Origin of the sequence: Serratia sp. Res13-Sevr-LER1-36-b, from assembly GCF_015673035.1 — a bacterium.
Lineage (GTDB): Bacteria > Pseudomonadota > Gammaproteobacteria > Enterobacterales > Enterobacteriaceae > Chania > Chania fonticola_C.
This window is the reverse complement of the sequence record NZ_JADACK010000013.1, coordinates 23,865-47,957: the sequence shown is the minus strand read 5'-3', so window position 1 is coordinate 47,957 and position 24,093 is coordinate 23,865. Positions and strand designations below refer to the sequence as shown.

Here is a 24,093-nt window from a genome sequence, read left to right as displayed (position 1 = left end):
ATGAGCCCCGAACGCTATGCGCGGATTTGTGAAATGCTGGCCACCCGGCAGCCCGATCTGACGGTCTGCCTGGAACAGGTTCACAAACCGCATAACGTCTCCGCAATTATCCGTACTGCCGATGCCGTCGGCGTACATCAGGTGCATGCCGTGTGGCCTACTCCACGGATGCGTACCCTGGTCTCCTCCGCTGCGGGCAGCAATAGCTGGGTGAGCGTCAAAACCCACCCCACCATCGCCGATGCGGTCACGCATCTGAAGGGCCAAGGGATGCAGATCCTGGCAACTCACCTCTCTGCCCGCGCCGTCGATTTTCGCGAAATAGACTACACCCGCCCCACCTGCATACTGCTGGGGCAGGAAAAAACCGGCATCACCGAAGAGGCGCTAGCCCTGGCCGATCAGGACATTATCATTCCGATGATCGGTATGGTGCAGTCGCTGAATGTCTCTGTCGCTGCGGCTCTGATCCTGTATGAGGCCCAACGCCAGCGGCAAAACGCCGGTATGTATCGCCGCGATCTCAGCACGTTAGATGAGCAGGAACAGCAACGCCTGCTGTTTGAAGGCGGCTACCCGGTGTTAGCCAACGTGGCCAAGCGCAAAAAGCTGCCGCGCCCGCAGATTGACGATCAAGGCCAAGTGGTTGCCGACGCCGAATGGTGGGCAGCCATGCAGGCAACGACGGTACGCCGATGAAAGGCCGCCTGCTGGATGCCGTCCCACTCACTACACTTTCCGGGGTTGGAGCCAGCCAGGCGGGGAAACTGGCCAAAATCGGCCTGAATACCATCCAGGATCTGCTGCTGCACCTCCCGTTACGTTACGAAGACCGCACCCGCCTCTACCCAATCAACGATCTGCTGCCAGGCATTTTTGCCACGGTGGAAGGGGAAGTGCTGCGCAGCGATATCAGCTTTGGTCGCCGCCGCATGCTCACCTGCCAGATCAGCGACGGCACCGGCATCCTGACTATGCGCTTCTTCAACTTCAACGCGGCGATGAAGAACAGCCTTGCTACTGGCCGCCACGTAACGGCCTATGGCGAAGTCAAACGCGGGACCCACGGCGCAGAAATCATCCATCCGGAATACCGTATCCAGGGGGAAAACAGCGAGGTCGAGCTGCAAGAAGCCCTGACGCCGGTGTATCCCACCACCGAAGGGATCCGCCAGGCCACGCTGCGCAAGTTGACCGATCAGGCGCTGGAGTTGCTGGATACCTGTGCGATTGCCGAGCTGCTACCACCGGAATTAAGCGGCGGTTTGATGAGCCTGCCACAGGCGCTGCATATGCTGCACCGTCCACCGCCGGATATCCAACTGGCTGATTTGGAACAGGGCAAACACCCGGCACAAAAACGCCTGATCCTTGAAGAACTGCTGGCGCATAACCTCAGCATGTTGGCCGTCCGCGCCGGAGCGCAAAGCTACCGGGCATTATCGCTAACGCCTGACGATCGGCTGAAAAACAGTTTCCTGGCCCAGCTCCCCTTCTCGCCTACCGGTGCACAAACGCGGGTTGTGGCAGATATTGAAGCGGATCTGCAAAAAGGTTTCCCGATGATGCGCCTGGTGCAAGGCGACGTCGGCTCAGGTAAAACCCTGGTTGCTGCCCTGGCCGCACTACGCGTCATTGCTCACGGCAAACAGGTAGCGCTGATGGCTCCCACCGAATTACTCGCCGAACAACACGCCAATAACTTCCGCCAGTGGTTTGAACCCTTGGGGATTGAGGTGGGTTGGTTAGCCGGCAAGCAAAAAGGCAAGGCACGCCTCGCCCAGCAGGAAGCTATTGCCAGTGGCCAGGTGTCGATGGTGGTAGGGACGCATGCCATCTTCCAGGAGCAGGTGCAGTTCAATGGCCTGGCCCTGGTGATTATCGATGAACAACACCGCTTTGGTGTGCATCAGCGGCTGGCGCTGTGGGAGAAAGGCGAAGAACAAGGGTTCCATGCTCATCAGTTGATCATGACCGCCACGCCAATCCCACGCACGCTGGCGATGACCGCCTACGCCGATCTGGACACCTCGGTGATCGATGAATTGCCGCCGGGCCGTACGCCAGTGACAACGGTGGCGATCCCCGATACACGCCGGGCCGATATTATCCAGCGGGTGAAAAGCGCCTGTATCGAAGAAGGCCGTCAGGCGTATTGGGTTTGCACGCTGATCGAAGAGTCTGATTTGCTGGAAGCCCAAGCCGCAGAAGCAACCTGGGAAGAATTGAAGATTGCGCTGCCGGAACTGAAGGTGGCGTTGGTGCATGGCCGGATGAAATCAGCGGAGAAACAGGCGGTGATGCAGGCCTTCAAACAGGGCGAACTGCAGCTGCTGGTAGCCACCACGGTGATTGAAGTGGGGGTGGACGTGCCAAACGCCAGCCTGATGATCATCGAAAACCCGGAGCGGCTTGGCTTGGCCCAGTTGCATCAGCTACGTGGCCGCGTTGGCCGTGGTGCGGTAGCCTCTCACTGCGTGCTGCTGTATAAAACCCCGCTCAGTAAAACCGCCCAAAAACGCCTGCAGGTGCTGCGCGACAGTAACGACGGCTTTGTGATTGCCCAGCAAGATTTGGAAATCCGTGGGCCGGGTGAGCTATTGGGGACGCGCCAAACCGGCAGTGCAGAGTTTAAAGTGGCCGATTTGTTGCGCGATCAGGCCATGATCCCCGAAGTTCAGCGCGTTGCGCGCCATATTCACCAGCAGTATCCACAGCATGCGCATGCCTTAATTGAGCGCTGGCTGCCGGAAACAGCTCGCTACTCCAACGCCTAATCAATTAACCCCTCTTGTCGCCAAGAGGGGTTATCATCACTTAACCGAACACCGGCAGCATCAGATACAGCTTAATCACGATGGCGTTAGCGATATCGATAAAGAACGCGCCCACCATCGGCACCACCAAAAATGCCAGATGCGAAGGGCCGAAACGATCGGTGATCGCCTGCATGTTGGCAATGGCCGTTGGCGTCGCCCCCATGCCAAAACCACAGTGCCCCGCAGCCAGCACGGCAGCATCGTAGTTTTTACCCATCACGCGGTAGGTCACGAAGATAGCATACAGTGCCATGACCAACGTCTGCACCGCCAGGATCGCCAGCATTGGCAGGGCCAGCGAAGCTAGTTCCCACAGGCGCAGGCTCATCAACGCCATCGCCAGGAACAGCGACAGGCTCACGTTACCCAGTACGGAGACCGCACGCTCAAACACCTGGTAGAAGCCCGTTGCCGACAGGGTGTTGCTGAGGATCACGCCAACAAACAGCACGCAGACAAAGGTCGGCAGTTCAAAGGCGGTACCATTCAATAACCCGGCAATAAAGTTACCGAGGCTCAGGCAGATGGCAATCATGGCGATGGTTTCTACCATCACCAGCGAGGTGATCAGGCGGCCACTTTCCGGCTTTTCAAAGCCACTCGGCTGCACACTATCATCCGGTGTGCCTTCCGGCGTTGAGGAGTGTTTCACCAGATAGCGAGCCACTGGGCCACCAATCAGACCGCCCAGCACCAGACCAAAGGTGGCGCAGGCCATGGCCACTTCAGTGGCATTCTCAAACCCGTAGCGCTCGATGAACACCTTGCTCCAGGCCGCCCCGGTGCCATGCCCGCCAGAAAGCGTAATCGAGCCCGCAATCAGCCCCATTAATGGATCCAGGCCCAGCATTTTCGCCATGCCGATACCGATGGCATTCTGTACCAACAGCAGACCCAGCACCACGAACAGGAACACGACCAGTGCCTTGCCCCCCGCCCGCAGGCGCGCCAGGTTGGCATTCAGGCCGATAGTGGCAAAGAAGGCCAGCATCAGTGGGTCTTTCAGCGACATATCAAAGCCGACTTCCCAGTTCACCGTTTTCTTCAAAACCAAGAGCAGGACCGCCACCAGTAAACCACCGGCAACGGGAGCAGGAATAGTATATTTTCTCAGCAGAGGAATGGAGCGCACGCATTTGCCCCCAAGCAGCAGGACCAGCGTGGCGGCAACTAAAGTGCCGTAAGTATCGAGATGAAACATCTAGCTACTCCGTGTAGTAATTAAATCCAATAAATTAATAAGTTATAAAATTTACTCAGTTTTTTAACTTGATGAAGGGTGGATTAAAAGTAAAAACGGCTAATAACACAAGAAAAAATGAACGAAAATGCGACATTAATGGATTCAGCGTCGTACAAAATATTAATGCGCAACCGTTTGCTTTTGTGAGGCAGATCATTAAAATGCCTTCTTTGCCGCCTTTGGGAATGCCACACCATGTCCAGCCAAACCGCCGAGCTTGATGCCGCGCAAAAAGCATCAGCCCCCGTTTCACACAATAGTGAACTGATTTACCGCCTGGAAGATCGCCCGCCGTTGCCGCAAACGCTGTTTGCCGCCAGTCAGCATCTGCTGGCGATGTTTGTTGCCGTGATCACCCCGGCCCTGTTGATCTGCCAGGCGCTTGGCCTGCCTGCGCAGGATACGCAACACATCATCAGTATGTCGCTGTTCGCTTCCGGTTTGGCCTCCATCCTGCAAATCAAAACCTGGGGCCCGGTGGGGTCTGGCCTGCTGTCTATTCAGGGCACCAGTTTTAACTTTGTCTCACCGCTGATTATGGGCGGGCTGGCGCTGAAAAACGGCGGCGCAGACGTGCCCACCATGATGGCTGCACTGTTTGGCACCTTGATGGTCGCCTCTTGTACCGAAATCCTGCTGTCACGCGTGCTGCATCTGGCACGCCGTATCATTACCCCGCTGGTCTCCGGCATTGTGGTGATGATTATCGGCCTGTCGCTGATCCAGGTCGGGCTGACCTCCATCGGTGGCGGCTATGCGGCGATGGGCGATCACACCTTCGGCGCGCCCAAGAATCTGCTGTTGGCAGGCGCAGTGCTGGTGGTGATTATTCTGCTTAACCGCCAGCGTAACCCTTACCTGCGCGTCGCTTCGTTGGTGATCGCCATGGCCATAGGTTATCTGCTGGCCTGGGCCATGGGCATGCTGCCGGAAACCGAACCGGCTACCCAAACGACCTTGATCACCGTTCCTACCCCGCTGTATTACGGCCTAGGCTTTGACTGGAACCTGCTGTTGCCGCTGATGTTGATCTTTATGGTCACTTCGCTGGAAACCATCGGTGATATCACCGCCACCTCCGACGTTTCTGAACAGCCGGTCAGTGGCCCGCTATATATGAAGCGCCTGAAAGGCGGCGTGCTGGCCAACGGCCTGAACTCGATGTTGTCAGCGGTGTTCAACACTTTCCCGAACTCCTGCTTTGGTCAGAACAACGGAGTGATCCAGCTAACAGGCGTTGCCAGCCGCTATGTCGGTTTTGTGGTGGCACTGATGCTGATCCTGCTGGGGCTGTTCCCGGCCGTTGCCGGTTTTGTGCAACACATTCCTGAGCCGGTGCTGGGCGGCGCGACCATCGTGATGTTCGGGACCATTGCAGCCTCCGGCGTGCGTATCGTTTCCCGCGAGAAGTTAAACCGCCGCGCCATCATGATTATGGCGCTGTCGCTGGCCGTCGGTATGGGGGTTTCCCAACAGCCGCTGATCTTGCAGTTTGCACCGGACTGGCTGAAAACCCTGCTTTCTTCCGGTATCGCCGCCGGTGGTATCACCGCCATTGTGCTGAACCTGCTGTTCCCACCAGAAGAAAAATAAGCGCTTCCCGCAGCAAACCAACGGCCATTGGCAAACCGCTACTGGCCGTTTTTTTATTGTCTTTCAGGCCATTGCCCTTGAGCTGGAAGGCTAATTGCGGCATAAACAGGGTATCTTTTCTGTCCGCTACGGATCCACACGATGAAATTTATCGGAAAACTATTGATCACGTTGCTGCTGCTGATAGTGCTGGCCATTGTGCTGCTCTACGTGGTGGGGCAAACCCGCTGGGCCGCAGGCTGGTTGAGTCACTGGATCAGCGATCGTGGTGATTACCAGCTGTCGGTAGAAAAAATAACGCATTCGTGGAGCAAACCAGGGCAACTCAGCCTGGAGGGCGTAACCCTCGCCTGTGCCAACCAACCGCAGCTCTTGGCGGCCAAGCAGGTCGATATGGCTTTCAGCCTGCGGCAAATTACCGAGCCACGCTATTTCGATAGCATCACGCTGCGCGACGGCACCTTAAACGTTCAGCCTTTGCAGGGCGCCCCCCTGCCAATACAGGCCGATGTATTGCAACTGAGTAATATGACGCTGCAATCCAACAATGAGAGCTGGCAGCTTAACGCGCAGAAGGTCAACGCCGGGATCAACCCGTGGCAGCCTACGGCAGGCCATTTGCTCGGGGATAACAATCAGTTCCAGTTCAGCGCCGGTTCGATGGTGGTCAACGGTATTCCGGCCTCGCAGGTGTTGATCCAGGGCGAAATCAAACAAAATCAGCTGATATTGAGCGATTTTGGTGCCGATCTGGCACAAGGCGATCTGACCGGGGTAGCCAGCCGAGCTGCCGATGGCAGTTGGTTGGTTGAACGGTTGCGGCTGAGCAACGTCCGCCTACAAGTACCAATGACGCTAGAACAGTTCTGGGGCCGCTTCATGGCGTTGCCACCCATTACGTTAAAACGCTTTGATCTGATTAACGCCCGCCTTGAAGGTAACGCTTGGGCGGCGAACGATCTCGATCTGTCGATGCAGAATATCACCTTCCAACAGGGGGATTGGAGCAGTCAGGATGGCGCGATCAACTTCACCGCCGACGACCTGATCAATGGCAACTTCCATCTGATCGACCCGATTATGGATATGCAACTCTCGCCAGCCGGGATTGCCATTGGCCAGTTCAGCACCCGCTGGGAAGGTGGATTGCTGCGTACCACCGGCAACTGGCTGCGCGCCAATAAGCGCCTGCAACTCGACGAGGTGGCAGTTTCTGCGCTGGAGTACACCTTGCCCAGTAACTGGCGTGAACTCTGGTTACAGCCGTTGCCAAGCTGGCTGGCGGAGGTGTACGTCGCCAAGATGAACACCAATCGTAACCTGATCATTGATATCAACCCGGATTTCCCCTTCCAGCTCACCTCGTTGGATGGTAACGGCAGCAATCTGCTGTTGGCCAGTGACCATCAGTGGGGGATTTGGTCCGGCTCGCTGAAACTCAACGCCGGTGGTGCCACCTTTAACAAGATCGACGTGCGCCGCCCTTCGCTGGCGTTGGATGCGGATGCACAGCAGATCAACGTTACCGAGCTGAGCGCCTTTATGCCTGATGGCCTGTTGGATGCCAAGGCCAACGTCAGCCAACTGCCAGGTAAGCCGTTTACGCTGTCCCTTAACGGGCGTTCGGTGCCTGTGAATACCTTGCAGCAATGGGGTTGGCAGCATGTGCCGCTGGAGGGTGATGGTAATCTGCAGTTGCAGCTGAAGGGATTACTCAACAGTGATGGGCCGTTTAAGGCGTCTTTGCGGGGCCAGTTGCAGGCTACCAGCAAGGATGGGCAGACTCTGGAGCAGCAGGTGCCCTGAACTGATGTTGAATACCGCTGCTTCTGGAGTGATCTGGTGGCAGCGGCAAGAGATTGGCGTTTGCAGAAACAAAAATCCCGGCTAATTTGGTCGGGATTTATTACTTAACCAAAGAGCTACTACTTACTGATATATAAGGTTTTATATGTATTATGACTTTCGTAATAAGCCCATTAGTCATTACTTCAGCAAACAAATACTCCCCTGAATTGTCACTTTTTATACTGAATGAGCTAACCCCATCAATGGCGTTACGTACACATTCATTTCCATCAAGTTTTATGATGTACTGAATCCATCCCTCTACAACACTGAAAAAGAAGTCGATGCAAAGCCCTTTTTCATCTTTAGCCGTATATAAGTAACTTACATTATCTCGATCAAAGTAAGTTGGCACTTATCTGCCAACTTAAAAGATCACTGCCTAAGCCATGGCGATTCATATCTCGCGGAGCGGTAATCAGAAAATTTCTGTTTCGTGATTTGCGATCCATATTGTTGAGTCGCGATAATTTTTATTAGTAGCTGATATCAGCGAGCACTTATCTGCATTTCCCTCAGTAGTATATGAACAATTTTCTTTCACATAGACCGTCATATTAGGGTATTTTGAGACCAATTCCATGTCTTGAAACTGCTCGCTTCCGGCTTGGTAAAAGAAGCGTTTGTCATTTTGGTTTCGGAAGTCTTTTACGCGCACAGGGAATTGTCTATTACCATATTCATATCGGACTGCTACGGCACCAGTTTCTCTGTCCACCATTGTTTCAAGCAACCCTCGAACATTATAGGTCAGAGTGAATTTGCCCTCTTCATTCTCAAGCTCAGTGATTTCACAACGCTTATTAACTGCACCTGTAATTCGCTGTCCCTTAAAAGAAGATAACACTCCATCTTTGTTTACTAAATGGAACTCCCGATTATTGGCTTTATCAAGCATATTTATGCTAGTAAAGCATCCGCTGCGGTCATAGCTGACTTCTGTCGTTGCCATCAGTTTACCATGAACATCACGAATCCACTGGAGGCTATGTTTTACGTCTCCGTTTGAAGCATCATGATCGAACAAAATAGCTGCGTTTAAGACTGCTGGTTTGAATACTGTTAATGCATGGGCATGAACTGACACAGTCAACCATATAATACTTAAGAGTATCTTTATTTTCATTGGTAATTTCCTTATTGATTTAAATTCACTCTAAATAGATGCTTTACTTCTCATCATACGAGGCCCATTCCGACGGGATGTTCATGTAACCTTTCTCCACTGCTCGGATTTTCACCATTGAGTGCTGCATGTCACATGGTGGTTTAGTTAAGTTGTAGCGTCCGCTTATCGCTCATGACTGCCTTTCGATCTCACGGTGAACGATATGAGCTTCCTTTAACGTCAACTTTATTGCCAGTAAGCCTCTCAATAAATTCAATTGCGTCTGGGTCGCCATGCCAGGCCATGCAATTTAAACAATCGCCTCCACAATCAAGATTGAGGGTTTCTGGTATTTTGCTCATTGGCTGACTGCAGGTCAGGCAGTTGTTAGTTTCCATTGGGAGGGCATCCTTTTTTTTTCAAATCAAACTGTTCAATATTGCCTACATACCACAATGTTAGACCGCTTCGCTCGAAACCGTCATAGGACAGCAATGAGCGAAAAGCGGAAGTTCATACCTTTCTGGGCCTTGTTGAATAAATCAGATTTGGACAAAAGAATCCCTTGAATGTGCATATACCTCAGGCAACTCGCACACTTTTTGGCATACCCGCGAGCGTCATCTTGTTCATTGCACGGATCATCACCATAGCCTAACCGACCTGCGCATCATAGTCACGCAGCGTAAGGTACCCGCCCGGTGTGATCCGGTTGCAGCGGCGGGAAGATGGGGGATTTTAGGGCATAAAAGCAACAACCCCGACCAAGGCCGGGATTCTCGTTACTTCAAGGTATAATCAAATTTCTCATCCCAGTTAAATCGAATGTCTTGTTCTTTTGTTTGCTCGAAGATTTGAACAATTTGATCAAAGCATTCACCAAGATATTTTTTTGATTGCTCGGAGTTTAGCCAAATTATTGTTACTGGCCTTTCTACGTCACTACTTAGGCGATCTCTGAGGGCATCAAGATTGCCCCCATAGTAGGGACCAAAATCTAATAAAGCAGACATAACCTTATGGAAGTCATACTCATTTTTTATGTTTGTCCCATCTAAAATTATTTCACTCATACTCACTTCCACTTACCTATTGAAGTCGCAGTCCCATAGTGGTCAGTCGTTATATAAAGCAAACCATCATTTGAATATAACAATCTTGTGCCTGGTTGGTTGCTTCTCGACATAGTGTTATTTAACCCTATATCAGCTTCTCGCCACACTCTAGCATGAACATCACCTACACACCCCAACCGATCCCGGAGCTGACGATCGACGGCGGCATGCTGGCTTAGATGCAAAAACCCCGGCCAACTGGCCGGGGTTCTTCTATAGTGCTAATAATGATACTTTGCTTAATAACGCTGACTGATTAAATTCTATATGCAATGCATAATTATCTTTATCATATTTAATCCAACGCCCGATATAACCTAAAAGCATATCTGACTTACCACCACCAGTTGATGATGGCTCGCCAAGAACTGTAATAATCTCGTTTTCTGTAGCGCTACCACTTATAGGTAGCTCACCAACATATTTTGAAAAGCCTTCTGATGGCGTTATGAAGAAGCAAATCTGACTTACCTTTTCCTCCTCCAACAAAAATAGAATTCCTGATTGAAAGAACGAGTAATAAGTTCTATCGCCTAACATATCAGGCTCTACAGCTGGCATCTCACTAAGCGATTGAGACAATGAGATAATTTCCCCATCAAGCTTCGAGCAACCAAGCATATTTATAAAATCTATCCATCCCAACATTATTTTATGACTCCTGCTTTTCGGTTTCGCTCAATTATTTTACTTATCGCCTCATCGACTAATTTAGGATCATAGCCTTGCGCTACCATGTTAACTCTCAAAGCGTTAGTATCACGACACACTGCTCCACAAAGGTTTGCCGCATCTTGCTGAACCTGCGCGGCTGTATTTTTACCTTTATAGGTTGGGCCAGCTGCGTGAACATCCTTAGGAACCTCAACCGTTGTAGCATTTTGGTATAAGGCTTTATCCTCTGCTGGAGTTAATTTTCTTCCTAACTCTTTTTCTTTTGCTGTACGCAAAGCAGCATACGATGGGATATGATCATGCTCTAGTCCGTCACCAACCTTTTCACGTGCTTTTAGATCTTTATAAGATCCGACATCCAACGCCTTGACTGCTTAAATCTCATCGCTGGCTTTATTCAGCAGCTTGGATGCTTCAGCGACATCACCTTTCTTCAGCGCCGTTTCTGCCGCTTTGATCACTTTACCCGCAGCATCACCAGCACCCGGTATCAGGGTTCAGAAGTTAACAGAGGTCGATCGAATAGATGGAAGTGGTTGTTAGAACCATGAGGTGAGGAAGATAAAAGACAAGCTACCGCCCTGCCTTGGCATCCTTGCCTGCTCATTAGTCATAGTACCAACAAGATCCCTTGCTGCCATTAGCTGTTTAATTCATTGACGTTTACTCCCGGCCAGAGGATCGAAACGATCACCGAGCCGGGTCAGTAGATCATCCGCGTCGTTACGCAGTAACAGGGGGGTTCATCATGGCCAAGACCAACGCATAACGTCAGGCCGAGTAACGCACACGCCGTCGCCACGACGGGGTGAACACGCGCCAGATGCTGGAACAGCTGATCACAGGCCCCCATAATGCCCTGTGCAAGAACCTCGAGGGCGACGATTTCCGACGCTATATCGATATGGAGGCAGCATGAACATTACCTTCACACCCCAACCGATCCCGGAACTGGCTATCGACGGTGGCACACTGGCAGGTCTGGGTTTTACTCCCGGCCCCCCCTTGCAGCTCACACTGCGACCCGATGGGCTGTGGATCACCCCAGTCACCGATGCGGCCACCAGGAACACATTGTGTGAAGCCAGCCAGCAGCGGCAAGATTTGGGAGCGGATTGGGTACAGCAGAAAGGCGAGCTGATCATCGGCGGCGATTGGTTGACCGCGTCCGGGATCACCGATGCAGAACAGCTGGAGATCACCGCCGCACCCGGTGTGATCCGGTTACAGCGTCGGGAAAATGAGGTATTCAAGGCTTAAAAGCAAAGATCCCGGCCAGTTGGCCGGGATTCCTACCTTAACTTTGTTTTTGATAACGTTCATCTTGCTGAATAAGGGGCTCTATTACCTCTTCCCATACTCGCTTCTGGAAGAGTTGGCCTTGGGTTGGCTCTATTCGGCTGTTAATACACTCCCGAATAGCTTTTACAACCACATTGAACTCCTCTTTTTCCAACTCAGCTAACGTTATTTGATCTAATGGTAAATACAACATTATCTTTTCATGCATGCCTGGATAACGTTCCTGCAAAGCATCGTCAAACAATACTTCTAAAGCATTAGACCATGTTCGATTAAGGCCTATGGTAAGACCTTTCCCTTGATAGCTGTCATTATATGGTGGCTTATATCCCACGTTAACGAAAGAACCCATAATCACCTCATAATGATAATTTTACTTTGTTGATTTTTAGGTAAAGTTTTTATGTAGTCCATAAAAACCTTCTGGTTTGATGGCGTTAACACTGTAAAATCAACAGGAACTATGTCTGCTTTTTCCAGATGCTCAAGAATTTGTTTCTGGCCTCCTGGAATGTCTCCCGTCTTTAAGGGGGTAGTCATATTTTTTTCAAAAAATTTGTTAATCCCATCAATCTCTTTCTGAGACAAATTCTTTGTCGTATACATAAAGTCAACCGTTTTCCCAGCATTAGGCCCGGTGCTAATAATAAAATCAGCTGTTTTTCCACCTGTATCAGGCGCTCTTTCCAACGGCCCAAGAACACCTTCCAACCTTGCAGCAGCCGCAGCTTCTGCTGGGTTATACTTCCCGTTACCATTTACATCTGGCGTGTTTAAGCGGTCATGGCCTTCCAGAGGAGTCGAGCTAACTTTTACCTCCGTTATTCCATCACTATTTTTTTGAAGGACTGGGATTTTTCCTGTACCAGCAACGCCATCAGGTAATTTCTTGCCTGGCAGGAACAGCCCCGCCAGCATTCCACCTGTGGCTTCCAACGCAAGCTGGTTACCTTGCGCGGCTTCTTTCACCTGCCCGGCAACAGCTTCCCAGGTTTCACTCTTCATCAGAGCTTTCAGTGTATCTGCCGCAGCCTGATTTTTACCCTCCAGATCACTTAACGCTTTGGTACAGTAACTATCACCCATAGCGCAGGAAGTAAGCGCCATTGCTGCATCAGCACCGTAATCCGCCCCACCTAATACCGCATCACCGGTATCCGCCGCCGCACCGATAATGCTGTTAACGATAGCGGAGAGTGTGCCTTCGCCCAGTTTATCCCTGACCTGATCCTTCATATTTCCGGCGATCTGCTTAACAGATTCACGGGATTTATCACCGCTCAGCGAGTTATTCTCCACCGCATTCTTACCGGCCTGAGCACCCGCCAGAGCATTCGCAGTGCTATCCCCCGTCACTCCACCTGCCAAACCTGCTGCCAGCGTCGATAGCGCACTGAGACTCTGCTTCTGCTCCTCACTCAGTTTAGCAATTTTTTCCGGCGTGTCTGCACCATATAACTTTTCTGCCAGATAACGCGCGGCCAATTCACCACCAGCGGCCCCCGCAGCACCCGCGGCTGCCGAGTTGCCACTCACTTGTGCCGCTATCGCCCCCCACACCGCATGGGCAAGCGCGTTGGCCGTTTCATTCGTACCGGTATACTTCTTGATTTGCTCGGCCGCGTACGGACTCAAACCACCAGCAAGAGCCTGGGAGATATTTCCCCCTGCCAACCCCTGCAATGCAGCCGTTACCGCCTGCGCCGCTTTCTGCAAGTCACTGCCCGTACCATACTGCTTCATGGCCTCTTTATACGCAGTGGTGTCTTTCAGGATACTGACGTACCGGTCAATCTCTTCCTGCTTGGCATTTTTCCCCGGCTCCGGCGGCAGTTTGCCATCTTTCGCCAGATCGGCTTTCGCCGCATTCAGCCCGTTTATCTCACCCTGCGTGCGGATGATATCCGCTGCCTGCCCGCCGATCTCGCCAATCAACTGCGCCTGTTTCAACCGGTTCTGCTCTTTCTCCTTGTCGAAGATCGGCGCAATGCTGCCGTTGGCATTCTCCGTATCCCGGCTCAGGTCGGCGACATTTTGTTGCTGGTTGTCTTTGTCACGAACAGTGATGTTACCTTCGCTCACCGCTGCCTGCGTGGTGCCGCTAGCATGGCCGCTGCCGTTCAGGCCCGATAGCATCCCGCCCGCCAGGTTGCCCTGGAACTCCTTACCGCCAAAGTCGCCGCCGCCACTTATCCCGACCCCGACATGTTCAACGTTGTAGTCCGCCTGATTGTGCAGGTCACTAAAGCCCAACGTCCCTGTATCCAGGCTGTTTTTGTCCGCCGTGCCCGTTGAACTGATTACCGCGCCATCCAGTTGGGTATGCTCGCCGACCTTAACGTCAAAGCCACCCTTGCCCGCAAAGATCCCAGTCTGCTCCTGCACCGAGTCGTAGTTGCTGTGCATCTTGTCCTGGCTCAGGTTCAGGTAGCCAGAACCACTCATCGAGCCCCAGGTGAAGCTGCCACCCGCACTGGCGTTCTGCTGCTTCATGTCGTAGAGATCGCTGTCCTGCTGGCTGGAGAGCGTCAGGTTGCGTCCTACGTCAACATCCACCTTGTCACCGCTGACCTGTGCACCGGCCAGCGTGGTATCGCGCCCGCTGTTCATGGCAAGCATCTTACCGCTGTCGATGGTTGTCTCTGTCCACTGCGTACCGGTGCCTTTCTCACTGCCTTTGCCAGCGTTGACGTTGGCGAACACCTTGATACCCGTGTCTTTACCCAGGCTCAGGCCGATACCGATTTCACCGCCGCTGCTCTTGTTACTCCCCGTCTGCTGTTGGGAATTAGCCGCCCCGGCAAGCAAGATGTCGCGAGAGGCATCGATGGTGGTATCGCCACCCGCTTTCAACTGGCTACCCGCAATCACCACATCGCCACTGTTGGCACCGCTGCCTTTACCGGTTGCGGTCACTGACAGATTATTACCCGCCGTCAGCGTCGAACCGGTGACATTATCAGAGACCTGTTTTTGCGTGGATGAAGACTTTTGGGCCCCCAGAGAAAGGCTGATACCAATCGCATTACCTGCATTACCCTTGGTATTCTCCAACACAGCGGCCTGCCCTGCCTGCACCCCGGACAACGCGGCTTTGGTGCCCTGCAAGGCGGCCAAACGGCCATCGCTTTCACTTTTGGCACTCTGCGCTGCCGCTATCGCTGAGTTGGCCGCTGCACCTGCCGCACCGGACAACGCCACCGTCAGGCCACTCTGCTTCTGCTCAAACCGCTCTTCTACCGTACGTAGGTCATGCCCCGGTTCGATAACGACGCTGTCGCCAGTAACGTTGAGATTTTTACCGGCAATCAGATCAGCACCGCCGATATGTGCCTTGCCGCCCGCAACGATATTCACATCGCCACCGGTCGAGCCGATAGTGCTGACACTCTGGCTCTGCGTCGTACCGTCTTCGTTCACCTGATGGCGAGAGCTGGAGCTACCAATCGTCACCCCGATACCACCGGTGCCCATCAGTCCGCTCTTTTTCTTCTCATCCAACCGGTAGCTGGACTGTTCTTCCGTCGCCGCCACGATCTCGACGTTGTTGCCTGCTTGCAGGTTAACTTTACCGTCACCCACAACCGAAGATCCCTTCACCGTCAGATCGTTACCCGCAGACAGCGACACATTGTCGCCACTCAGCAGCGTGCCTTTTTCCTGCGTGGCGTAATCTTCCCGCACCGTGTGGGTGGTGGTCTTTGACAGGAACCCTTTCTTGGTTTTGGTTTCTTCGAAGAAGGAGTAGTCACTTTCGGTGGCGCTGTTGAGCGTCAGATCGCGTCCGGCGTTTACCGCCACATCACCGCTGGCCTGCACCTGTGCCGCATTCAAGGTGGCATCTCGATCGGCGCGAATGGTGGTGTTGCCCCCGCTAGCAATCTCCGTTCCCTGCTGGCGGATAGACTCGTCCACCTGCTGGCGTTTACCTTCCTTGCTCTCGCGGTATTCGCTGGTTTGCTGGGTATTGAGGTTTACGTCACGCCCGGCGTTCAGTTTGACGTTGTTGTCCGCCACCATTGCTGCGGCCTGCGAGTTCACATCCCGGCCGGCATCCAGCGTTAAATCGCCGCCGCTGGTGAGGGTGGTGCGCGTGGCATCGTTACTGCGCTGTTCGGTGCCGTTATCTTTCTGCCGGGTGCTCGCTTCCTGCGTTTGCAGGTTGATATCGCGCCCAGCTATTAGGGTAGTATCACTCTGGCTGCCAACCTGGCTGGCCTTCACGTTGACATCACGGCCTGCATCAACCGTCAGCGGCCCACCAGCGCTAATTTCGCTACCCTGGCTGCTGTGAGTTTCGCTCTCTCTTACGTTCCGCCAGCCCTGATATTTATCGGCACTGTAGGTGGTGTTGGCCAAGACGTTGATATCGCCCCCCGCCAGCAGATCCATCGCACCACCGGAAGTCAATTTGGCCCCCAGAATATCGATGTTGTTGCCAGCGCTCAGGCTCAAGCTGTCCAAGGCCTGGATGGTGCCGATATCGCCGATTTCCGTGCGTGACAGCGACAGGCTTTGTGGCATCCAGCCCCCCAGGGAACCCTGGGTATTCCACTGGTTAGTCAGCGTCTGGTTGATGATGCTGCCATCAAGGCTTTCCAACTGCACCGATTTGCCGCTGATGATTGAGCCGATATTGTTGATATCGCCAATCGCGCTCAGTTGCAGGTTGCCGCCCGCATTGAGCAGGCCTGCATTGAGGTTGCTGATGCTGTTCTGGCTATCGAGCGTCAGCGCGTTCTGTGCGGTCAGCGTGCTGCCACTGTTGGTGATATTACCGGCGGTGAGTGAGACATTTTTCCCGGCAATCACGCTGCCGTTATTGATCGTCACATCCTTTGGTGACAGGTAAAGCTTCGGCACCATCACCGTCTGGCCATTGATGCTGGTCGCTTCCCACCACAAGATGCTGTGATCCAACGAGGCGATCTGCTGCGCCGTCAACGAAACCCCAAACTTCAGCCCCAGCGATTGTTGCGCCCTGGCGGCGTTATCCATCAGGGTTTGCATCTGCTCCAGGTCTGAACCGATCCCGTTCAGATAGCGGCTCCCCGTCTGATTGAGCATTGCATTGCTGACGTAACGGGTGTCAAAGGCCGCATCCCCCAGGAAACGGTAATCGTAATCCGGGTGGAGGTTTAGGCGGTCCAGGAAATAGGAAGAGCCGATAAATTTGTCTTCTACCGTGAACTGTTCGTTGGTTTCACGCGGGCTCTGGCCTGGGTTGATCCCCAGCAGCGCGTAGAGATCGCCAAACAGGCTCGGATCGAGTTGCCCCAGCCCGTTAAGTTTCGGGTTGGTGGTGATCAGATACGGGCTGTCCGGATCGGTGGACGCTACAAAATAACCGTTCTCGCCCGTAGGCAGAGGATACGCACTGGTATCGACCGTTTTGCCTTGATACGGGTTTAAGGCCTTACCCTCCGTGCCGATCAGGTCCTTGCCATCGGTGGTGGTGTTTTGTAACTTGGCGCCATCCCCCAGATTGGCGCTGCCCTGGTCACCGTCGTTGTATTTTCCTAACCCAGTGAGCTCAGGGGTAACGTTATCCAGGCCGCTGCCCCCGTTAATCTGTTGCAGGGCATTTTGCAGGCTGTCTTGCCATTCAGGCGAATTGACCGCTGCCTTATCACCGGCAGACAGCGCCTGTTTCTCTACGGCACCGCCGATAGTCTGTTGGCTCAGGGTACTGAGCGTAGGCGTAGCAAGGGTATTGCTTACTCCACCCGCGTTAGCCAAGGTGTTGGTATTACTGATGTCATTAGCAAAGTTTGCCGAGACGTTACCGCCAGCCTGAATAACGGCGCGGTAGATTTCACCTTCTCCACGTTCATAGCGTACTTCGCCCGTCGCCGTGTAGACGATGTAGTTGGATGTAATCTCCCCTTTAGAAACACTGGTTTCTGGCACCGGAACTGTGCTCAGGCCATAACCATACTGATACGTTTGATAGCGGGTTTCACTGCCCGAGAACCAGGATTGGTTATTCAGGTTACTCCCTGAAAGATAGGCATTGTTGTTGGCTAGAATATTGCTGGCCTGATTGTCCAGTTGGCCGGCATAAAGGCTGAGATCGCGCCCGGCCGCGATACGGGCTGCGCCACCGTTTGCCGTGACGGTGACCGTCGAAACGCCAGAGGCAAACTCCTTAATCCGTTGGTTAAGATAAGGCGTTGGCGTTGAACTGTAATACCTTGTCGGAGACGCTCCGTGGCCAGGACTGCCGCCGCCCGATTCCCAGGACTTGATGACATAGCCGTAGTCGCCTTTGTTGAAGAAGGTTAACGGTATTTTGGCCTCAAAATCTGTCACCCAGGAATACTGTGGTGCGCTGCTTTCAGAGCTAACCACACTCAGCCCATCGCGCTGATTCAGCAAATGGGCGGTGTTAATGGTGATATCACCATATTGCGTCTCGATGGTGCCGGAACTGTTCACCACCTCGGCGTTAGCATTACCCGCCATATCACGCTGCATCCACAGGCTATTGCCCGCCAGGATGTCACCGCGCAGGTTTTTGATGCTGTTGGCCAGTAGGAACAGGTTGTTACCGGCATACAGCAAGGCGGTGTTAATCAGGCTGCCAGCCGCATTCAGCGTCATCGAGCCCAGCGTGCCGGTAAACCCGTCAACGGTGATATCGCTCTGGCTGTTCAGGGTTACGTCGCCCCCTGATTGCAGCGTTCCGACCGCATTCATGGCAATGGAGCTGCCATTGAGGGTGCTAACCCCACTTCCGCCGGTGATTTGCCCGTTGTTGGTCAAGATGCCGTACGCCGTGAGGTTGATGCTCTGCCCCTGTAGAGTGCCTTGGTTGGTCAACGCCCCCTGGCTGTTAACGTTCAGGCTCTGGCCTGCGGCAATCACGTTCTGGTTGGTAAAGGCGTTCACCAGTTGCAGCGTCAGATTGCCCAATGCCACGACCTGGCCACGTTGGTCAAAATCGCCACTGCTCAGCAGTAAATCGCCCCCGCTGAACATTTTCCCTGTCTCTTGAAGCGCCACCTGACCGGCATGGATGCCAAGCCCGGAACTGCCAAGCAGCGTGCCACCGTTAGTCAGTTGCTGGGTATTCAACGCCAGATTATTTCCCTGAACCGTGCCCTGATTGTTCAGGCTGCCTGCGATCAACGTTCCTTGCAGTTCTGCCAGCAAGGTACCGCTGTTGTCCAACGCATCCGCATTCAGTAACAGGGAGCCTGCCTGTAGCCAACCGGTGTTGGTAAATTGCGAGCCATGGAGTGACAGATCGGAGCCAGCAAGCAGGCTTCCGTCATTACGCCCTGATATCGTCCCCTCGAACCGGGTTTCAGCACCGCTTTGTATCAGGCCGCTGTTGACCCAGTACGGCGAGGTAATGGTGAGTGCGTTCTGGCTGAGAAGGGTGCCCGTAGCGTTATTGGTCAACCCACCGGTAAGGTTCAGCGTTAAGCCTGTTTCACCTTGTACGCGCCCACTGTTGGTTAACGTACCGCCGTTAACCCACACGCCGTTCCCCTGGATACGCCCAAGGTTGGTGACCGAGGCCGCATCCAGTTTCAGATCACCCGCCGTCAGCAGGGTTGTATCTTGCTGTTGGGTGAAATCCCCGCTCAGCGCGACCGTCAGGCCGTCAACGCCGCTGATTTCGCCCTGATTATTCAGGGTGTCAGCGTGTAGGGTGAGATTTTTTGCCAGCCACTGCCCGGCGTTAATTAACGACTGTGCCTGTAATGCAGCTGCACCATTGGCGATAATTTTGCTGCCAGCCGTCGAATTCAATGCCCCAGACAGAGCCATTTGCAACGCATCCGCACTCTGGATTGAGCCACTGTTATTCAACGTCTGAGCATTCAGCAGGATCTGTTGCCCCTGCCAGCGGCCATCATTGGTCACCGTACTGCCATTAACAGAAAGCGTTCCCTGCGTCAGGAGTGAGCCCTGGCTGCCGTTCACCAGCGTCAACAACGGGACGGAGAATGCCTGAATACCTAACGTCAGCGACTGCAGGCCGATCAGCGTACCTGCGTTATTCACCAAGTTCTGCGTCAGACTGAGGATGTTACCCTGTACGGCACCTTGGTTATTCAACGTAGCGCCCGCCAAAGACAGACTTCCGTCACTCAGGACGGCACCGTTATTGGTCAGCGTCTGCGCCTGTATTTCGCTGTTACCCTGGCTAAGCAGTGACCCTTCATTCACCAGTTCATCAGTGACGTTGACGGCTAGAGAATCGCTCCCCAGCAGGCTGCCACGGTTCAACCAGCTAGTGGCAGTGACGTGGGTTTGTCCACCCTGAACCAACCCCTCTGAGCTCAGTTGCCCGGCATTCAGTGATAACGCGCCCCCTGCCAACGTACGGCTTGACGCACCCAGCGTCAGCGTATCACCGTGGGCATTCAGCCACTCGCTACCTTGCCATAATCCCGTGTTATTCAGCGTAGCGGCATCCAGCATCAACCGGCTGGCCACCAGCTTGCCGCTGTTGGTCAGATAGTCGCCGCTCAGGTTCAGCGTCCCCAGGCTTCCCATCTGTCCGCTGTTTTGCAGCGTATTGAACACCGTACCGGTCAGGTTTGAGCGCGCGCTCATCGATCCGCTGTTATCCAGGCTGTCGACACCGAAGGTCAGGCTATTCCCCTGCCAGGATCCGGCGTTGGTGACTGCACCACCGTTGATTGCCAGCTCACCATCGCTCAGCAGTTGTGCACCAGCCAGCACGTTCAGCGCGGTGCTGTTCAGAGTCAGCCCGGCATTGCCCTGCATGATGCCGCTGTGAGTCACGGTGCCACTATCCACCGCCAGCGTATTGCCCGCCAATACCCCGGCATTGTTCACCGATTGGCTGCGGAAAGTGGCATTTTCACGGGCCACCAGTTGGCCGCCTTGCTGGTTTACCAAGCCACCCTGCACATCCAGATTCAGGTTGTTCGCCAGGATGCTGCCCTGGTTGGTGAATTGCAGGCCGGTGAGAGACAAATCATCGTTCACCTGCAATAGGCCAGCGTTGTCCAGTTGATCGAGCGCCAGCTCCAGCGCACCGCCGCTGACCAGCTTCCCGCTGGCAAGGTTACTGATAGTGGGGATAGCCAGTTGCAGACGGCTGTTGCCCTGTAACAGGCCGCTGTTGGTCAGCTGTGGCGCGGTCAATACCACCTTGTCTGCCGCCAGGGTGCCCTGATTGAGAATATGGGCCGCCGTGAGGTCAAACCGATCCTGGCTCAGCAACAGGCCACTGTTGAGCATGTCACCGGTCAGGTCTGCCGTCAGGCGATCTTGCGCCTGGGCACTGCCACTGTTCTGCCAGGTCTGGGCTTTCACCGCCAGTTGTTGCCCTTGCAGAGCGCCCTGGTTAACCAACTGTTGGCCTTCAAGGAGTACCGCCCCGCTCGAAAACATCTGGCCTGTGGCAGCATTATTGAGATGAGTACCGGAAAGTTGCAGGGATTGGCTACCCTGCACCAGCCCCTTGTTGATAACGTCGCCCACAACGGAGAGCACGGTGGCCGCCAGCCATCCTGCGTTGTCCACTGAGCCCGCAGAGACAGTCATCCCTTGCTGGCCGAGGATCTTCCCTTGGTTGGTCAACGTATTGGCGACTACCAGGCTCGCCGTTTGTTCACTCAGCGCATTGCCGTTGTTAAACCACTCTTGGGTGGACAGATCCAGTGTCTGGCCCTGAAGCAATCCGCTATTGGTCAGCGAATCTGCCCGTATTGTCAGTGCTCCGCCACTGAGTAAAACACTACCGAGTTGGTTGTCTAACGTGGAGGTGCCGATATTGAGCTGATGGCTGCCTTGTAGTGTCCCCGTATTGAACAGGGCCGTGGTATCCAAGGTCAGCGTCGTTGCGGCCAGCAGGCCGTCATTACTGAACTGAGGGGTGGCCAGCGCCAGCGAACCACTCACGTTGACGGAGCCGTTTTGCTGGTTGCTGAACTCTTTGACCAGTGACAAGACCATCATAGCCGCCTGCATCGTCCCGGCGTTGGTCAAGGTGTCTGCAATCAGGTTTAGCGAACCGCCGGTGAGGATACGCCCACGGTTGGTGGCTTCCGCAGCCTTGATAGCAAGGGCGCTGTCACCCTGCAACGTGCCGCTATTGGCGATGCTGTTGGTGTTCAAGGTCAGTTGATCGGCAGCCAGTTGCCCGGCATTGGACAACGCCATACCGTTCAGTGACAGCTTATCTTTCGCCAGCAGCAAACCGCTCTGCTGGTTATCAACTTGCAGGGTTTTGGCCGTCAGGTTCACGGCATTGATTTCACCGCTGTTCAGCAGTTGATCGCCACTCAGCACCAAATCCCGATCGGTGGTGATCAGCCCGGCGTTTTTCAGCGTCGGGATAGCCAGCGAAAGGGCATTGGCCGTATACACGGTGCCGCCCTTCTGGTTGTACATCAGGCGGGCGATAAGCTCCAGGGTCTGGCTGCCTTGTAGCAAGCCGCTGTTGGTCAACGTCTGGCTGTTAATCTTCAAGACAGGAGCGACCAGCGTGCCCTGGTTTGTCAGGGTGTCCGCCTTCAGGGCCAGGGTTGCGGCATGGCTTTTACCACTGTGCAACAGTGAATCCGCCTCTACCGTTAATGCCCCTTTCGCCGTTTGGGTGCCCGCCAGCGTGGCTTGTTGGGCCTGGATGTTGAGATTGCCCCCGCTTTGTATCTGAGCGCCCGGCTGCGTGTTCAACGTCGTACCATGCCAGGCCAGATCGCCCCCCGCATTCCATTCCCCGCCTAACGTGGCGTTACCCGCGTTAACCGTGATCTTGCCTTGGCTGGTGGTGAGAGCATCTGCCGCCGTGGTCAGCGTATCGCTGTTGAGGGTTAACCCCGTCGCGCCGGAGAGCAGGCCGTTCTGTTGCAGCGTTCCAGCCCACAGCGTCAGGCTGTCGTCACTCAGCAACTCGCCGTAACTGCCGTTTCGCAACATCCCGCTGACGTTAAGATCGGCTTTGCCTTTAGCACTCAAGGTGCCGTCTTGATCCAACGTCTGGCTGGTGACGGCCAGCGATCCCCCACTCAGTATCTTGCCGCTGTTGGTGAGAGACTGACCGTTCAGCGACAGGTTACCCTGGCTCTGAACGGTTCCACTATTCTCCAGATGGGAGAGGGTGCTTTGTATCGCCCCATTGGCCGCCAGCGTGCCGCTGTTGACCAAGCTGGCACCGCTGAGGGTGAGGTTTTGCCCGGCAGTCACTTGCCCCTGCGTCATGCCGCTATTGAACAACGTCATGTCGACATGGCGGGCTGCATCAATCTGGCTGGAACTGTCCACCCGCGCGTCACGAGCCCGCAGGCTGACATCGTTGCCAGCGGTCAGTTTGCCGCTGCTCATCTGCAACGCACCGCCGCTGGTGAGAGCGATATTCTGGTCACTGACCAGCGTGCCGCCCTGCTGGGAGAGATCCCCCTGGCTGTTTAACGTAATGGACTGGGTGGCCTTGTGGTCGCCCAACATGCTGATACTTTGCCCTGTCGCCGTTAATGCACCACCTTGGGCCAGCGAATTATTGAGCGTCAATTTGCCGTTGGCATCCAGGGTGATATCCCCGGCACGGGCATTGAGGTTACCGAGGTTGACGCCAACGCCCTTGTCGCTGGAAACCAGATGGATTCGGTTGGCATACATGCCCCCCAACGCACCGGTATCGACCGCCACTTTAGGCGCTTCGCCCTGGCCCGCAATCGGGGTTGCATTACCCTGTGCATCCACACGGTTAGCACCCAGCGTAATGGTGGCATCCTGGGCATACAGTTGGGCGTTGATCTCGGTGGCACGGGCAATCAGGGCAAATTTCCCGCTCTGGCTGGCATCCAGACCTTTGCCCTGAATGCTGATCGCCCCTTGCGTGACTTCCAACGCCTGCAGTTTGCCGTCCGGCCCTAACACCGGTTTACCGGTGGTCAGCGTCGCGTTCGGGGTGTTGATGAAGCCACAGCCATCGCAGGTGATACCGTAAGGGTTGGCAACCATCACGTTGGCCTGCTTGCCCGCCACCTCCAGATAACCTTGCAGTTGGGAGCGGTTAGGGGCGACAACCTCGTTGATGATGCCTTGGGCTTCCTGCCCGGCCTTCAGATTGGGGTTGTTCTGGATCAGGCCGCCAAGCTGGGTCTGATTGAGCTGCCCGGCGGCGTTATTGAGGATCAGCCCCTCTTTGCCCACGTTGAATTCATTGTATTTATTATGGGAAATGCCCGCCTGATTAGGCGTAGCGATATTGACCACCGGCACGCCATTGCCAGCCTGATCGAGCCGGGTATTCCCTTCGGCGACGTTAACACCGTTCGCCAAGGCGGGCAGCAACGGCTGCCAGGCTAGCAAGCTGCACAGGGTATAGCTCAACCAACGCTGGCTGGCATGAATGGGCCGATCGTCTTTTTGCGTCATCCTTGAAACCTTTCCCTGTAA

Annotated in this window: 13 protein-coding genes and 1 pseudogene; 5 read left to right on the top strand and 9 right to left on the bottom strand. The window is 54.4% G+C overall.

The features are described 5' to 3' along the window. Positions 1-699 (top strand): tRNA (guanosine(18)-2'-O)-methyltransferase TrmH, encoded by a 699-nt coding sequence (trmH, locus tag IMQ33_RS08150; protein ID WP_196061716.1) that lies wholly within the window; start codon positions 1-3, stop codon positions 697-699. Then, positions 696-2,777 carry an ATP-dependent DNA helicase RecG gene (recG, locus tag IMQ33_RS08145; RefSeq protein WP_196061748.1) on the top strand — a complete coding sequence of 694 codons (2,082 nt, stop codon included), beginning with the start codon at positions 696-698 and terminating at the stop codon, positions 2,775-2,777. The genes trmH and recG overlap by 4 nt, the downstream gene beginning before the upstream one ends. A 40-nt stretch (positions 2,778-2,817) precedes the next feature. Here recG and gltS read toward each other — a convergent pair whose 3' ends face one another. Next, positions 2,818-4,020, bottom strand: a complete 1,203-nt coding sequence (gltS, locus tag IMQ33_RS08140) for a sodium/glutamate symporter (RefSeq protein WP_065683717.1) — start codon at positions 4,018-4,020, stop codon at positions 2,818-2,820. Positions 4,021-4,257: 237 nt separating this feature from the next. Here gltS and IMQ33_RS08135 point away from each other — a divergent pair, with 237 nt between their 5' ends. Together IMQ33_RS08135 and IMQ33_RS08130 are read left to right on the top strand one after the other, a co-directional pair. After that, positions 4,258-5,655, top strand: coding sequence for an NCS2 family protein (locus tag IMQ33_RS08135; protein WP_024527836.1), 1,398 nt, complete (start codon positions 4,258-4,260; stop codon positions 5,653-5,655). 141 nt (positions 5,656-5,796) lie between these two features. After that, the gene (locus IMQ33_RS08130; RefSeq protein WP_196061715.1) at positions 5,797-7,461 is read left to right on the top strand and encodes an AsmA family protein; all 1,665 of its coding nucleotides are present in this window, start codon (positions 5,797-5,799) and stop codon (positions 7,459-7,461) included. A gap of 460 nt (positions 7,462-7,921) precedes the next feature. On the opposite strand, the gene IMQ33_RS08125 is transcribed toward IMQ33_RS08130, so the two are convergent. The 6 genes and pseudogenes from IMQ33_RS08125 to IMQ33_RS08100 all read right to left on the bottom strand — a co-directional run bounded on the left by IMQ33_RS08125 (position 7,922) and on the right by IMQ33_RS08100 (position 10,763). Next, on the bottom strand, positions 7,922-8,629 hold the full coding sequence (locus IMQ33_RS08125; RefSeq protein WP_196061714.1) for a YnfC family lipoprotein: 708 nt from the start codon (positions 8,627-8,629) through the stop codon (positions 7,922-7,924). 191 nt (positions 8,630-8,820) lie between these two features. After that, a complete protein-coding gene (locus IMQ33_RS08120; protein ID WP_161738537.1) occupies positions 8,821-9,009 on the bottom strand; it encodes a hypothetical protein in 189 nt (62 codons plus the stop codon). Positions 9,010-9,193: 184 nt separating this feature from the next. Beyond that, a pseudogene (locus IMQ33_RS26140) lies at positions 9,194-9,310 on the bottom strand (IS5/IS1182 family transposase); the annotation flags it as partial. A gap of 83 nt (positions 9,311-9,393) precedes the next feature. Further along, the gene (locus tag IMQ33_RS08115) at positions 9,394-9,684 is read right to left on the bottom strand and encodes a barstar family protein (RefSeq protein WP_059199308.1); all 291 of its coding nucleotides are present in this window, start codon (positions 9,682-9,684) and stop codon (positions 9,394-9,396) included. Positions 9,685-9,939: 255 nt separating this feature from the next. Beyond that, positions 9,940-10,374 (bottom strand): hypothetical protein, encoded by a 435-nt coding sequence (locus IMQ33_RS08105; protein ID WP_196061713.1) that lies wholly within the window; start codon positions 10,372-10,374, stop codon positions 9,940-9,942. After that, complete coding sequence (locus IMQ33_RS08100) at positions 10,374-10,763, bottom strand: hypothetical protein (protein WP_196061712.1); 390 nt, start codon at positions 10,761-10,763, stop codon at positions 10,374-10,376. Before IMQ33_RS08100 ends, IMQ33_RS08105 begins: the two co-directional genes overlap by 1 nt. Positions 10,764-11,316: 553 nt before the next feature. On the opposite strand from IMQ33_RS08100, the gene IMQ33_RS08095 reads away from it, so the two are divergent. Continuing rightward, positions 11,317-11,661 carry a hypothetical protein gene (locus IMQ33_RS08095; RefSeq protein WP_196061711.1) on the top strand — a complete coding sequence of 115 codons (345 nt, stop codon included), beginning with the start codon at positions 11,317-11,319 and terminating at the stop codon, positions 11,659-11,661. Positions 11,662-11,698: 37 nt separating this feature from the next. Here IMQ33_RS08095 and IMQ33_RS08090 read toward each other — a convergent pair whose 3' ends face one another. Then, positions 11,699-12,055 (bottom strand): hypothetical protein, encoded by a 357-nt coding sequence (locus IMQ33_RS08090; RefSeq protein WP_074029789.1) that lies wholly within the window; start codon positions 12,053-12,055, stop codon positions 11,699-11,701. Between the two features lie 2 nt (positions 12,056-12,057). Continuing rightward, positions 12,058-24,072, bottom strand: coding sequence for a hemagglutinin repeat-containing protein (locus IMQ33_RS08085; RefSeq protein ID WP_196061710.1), 12,015 nt, complete (start codon positions 24,070-24,072; stop codon positions 12,058-12,060). Positions 24,073-24,093 lie beyond the last annotated feature (21 nt).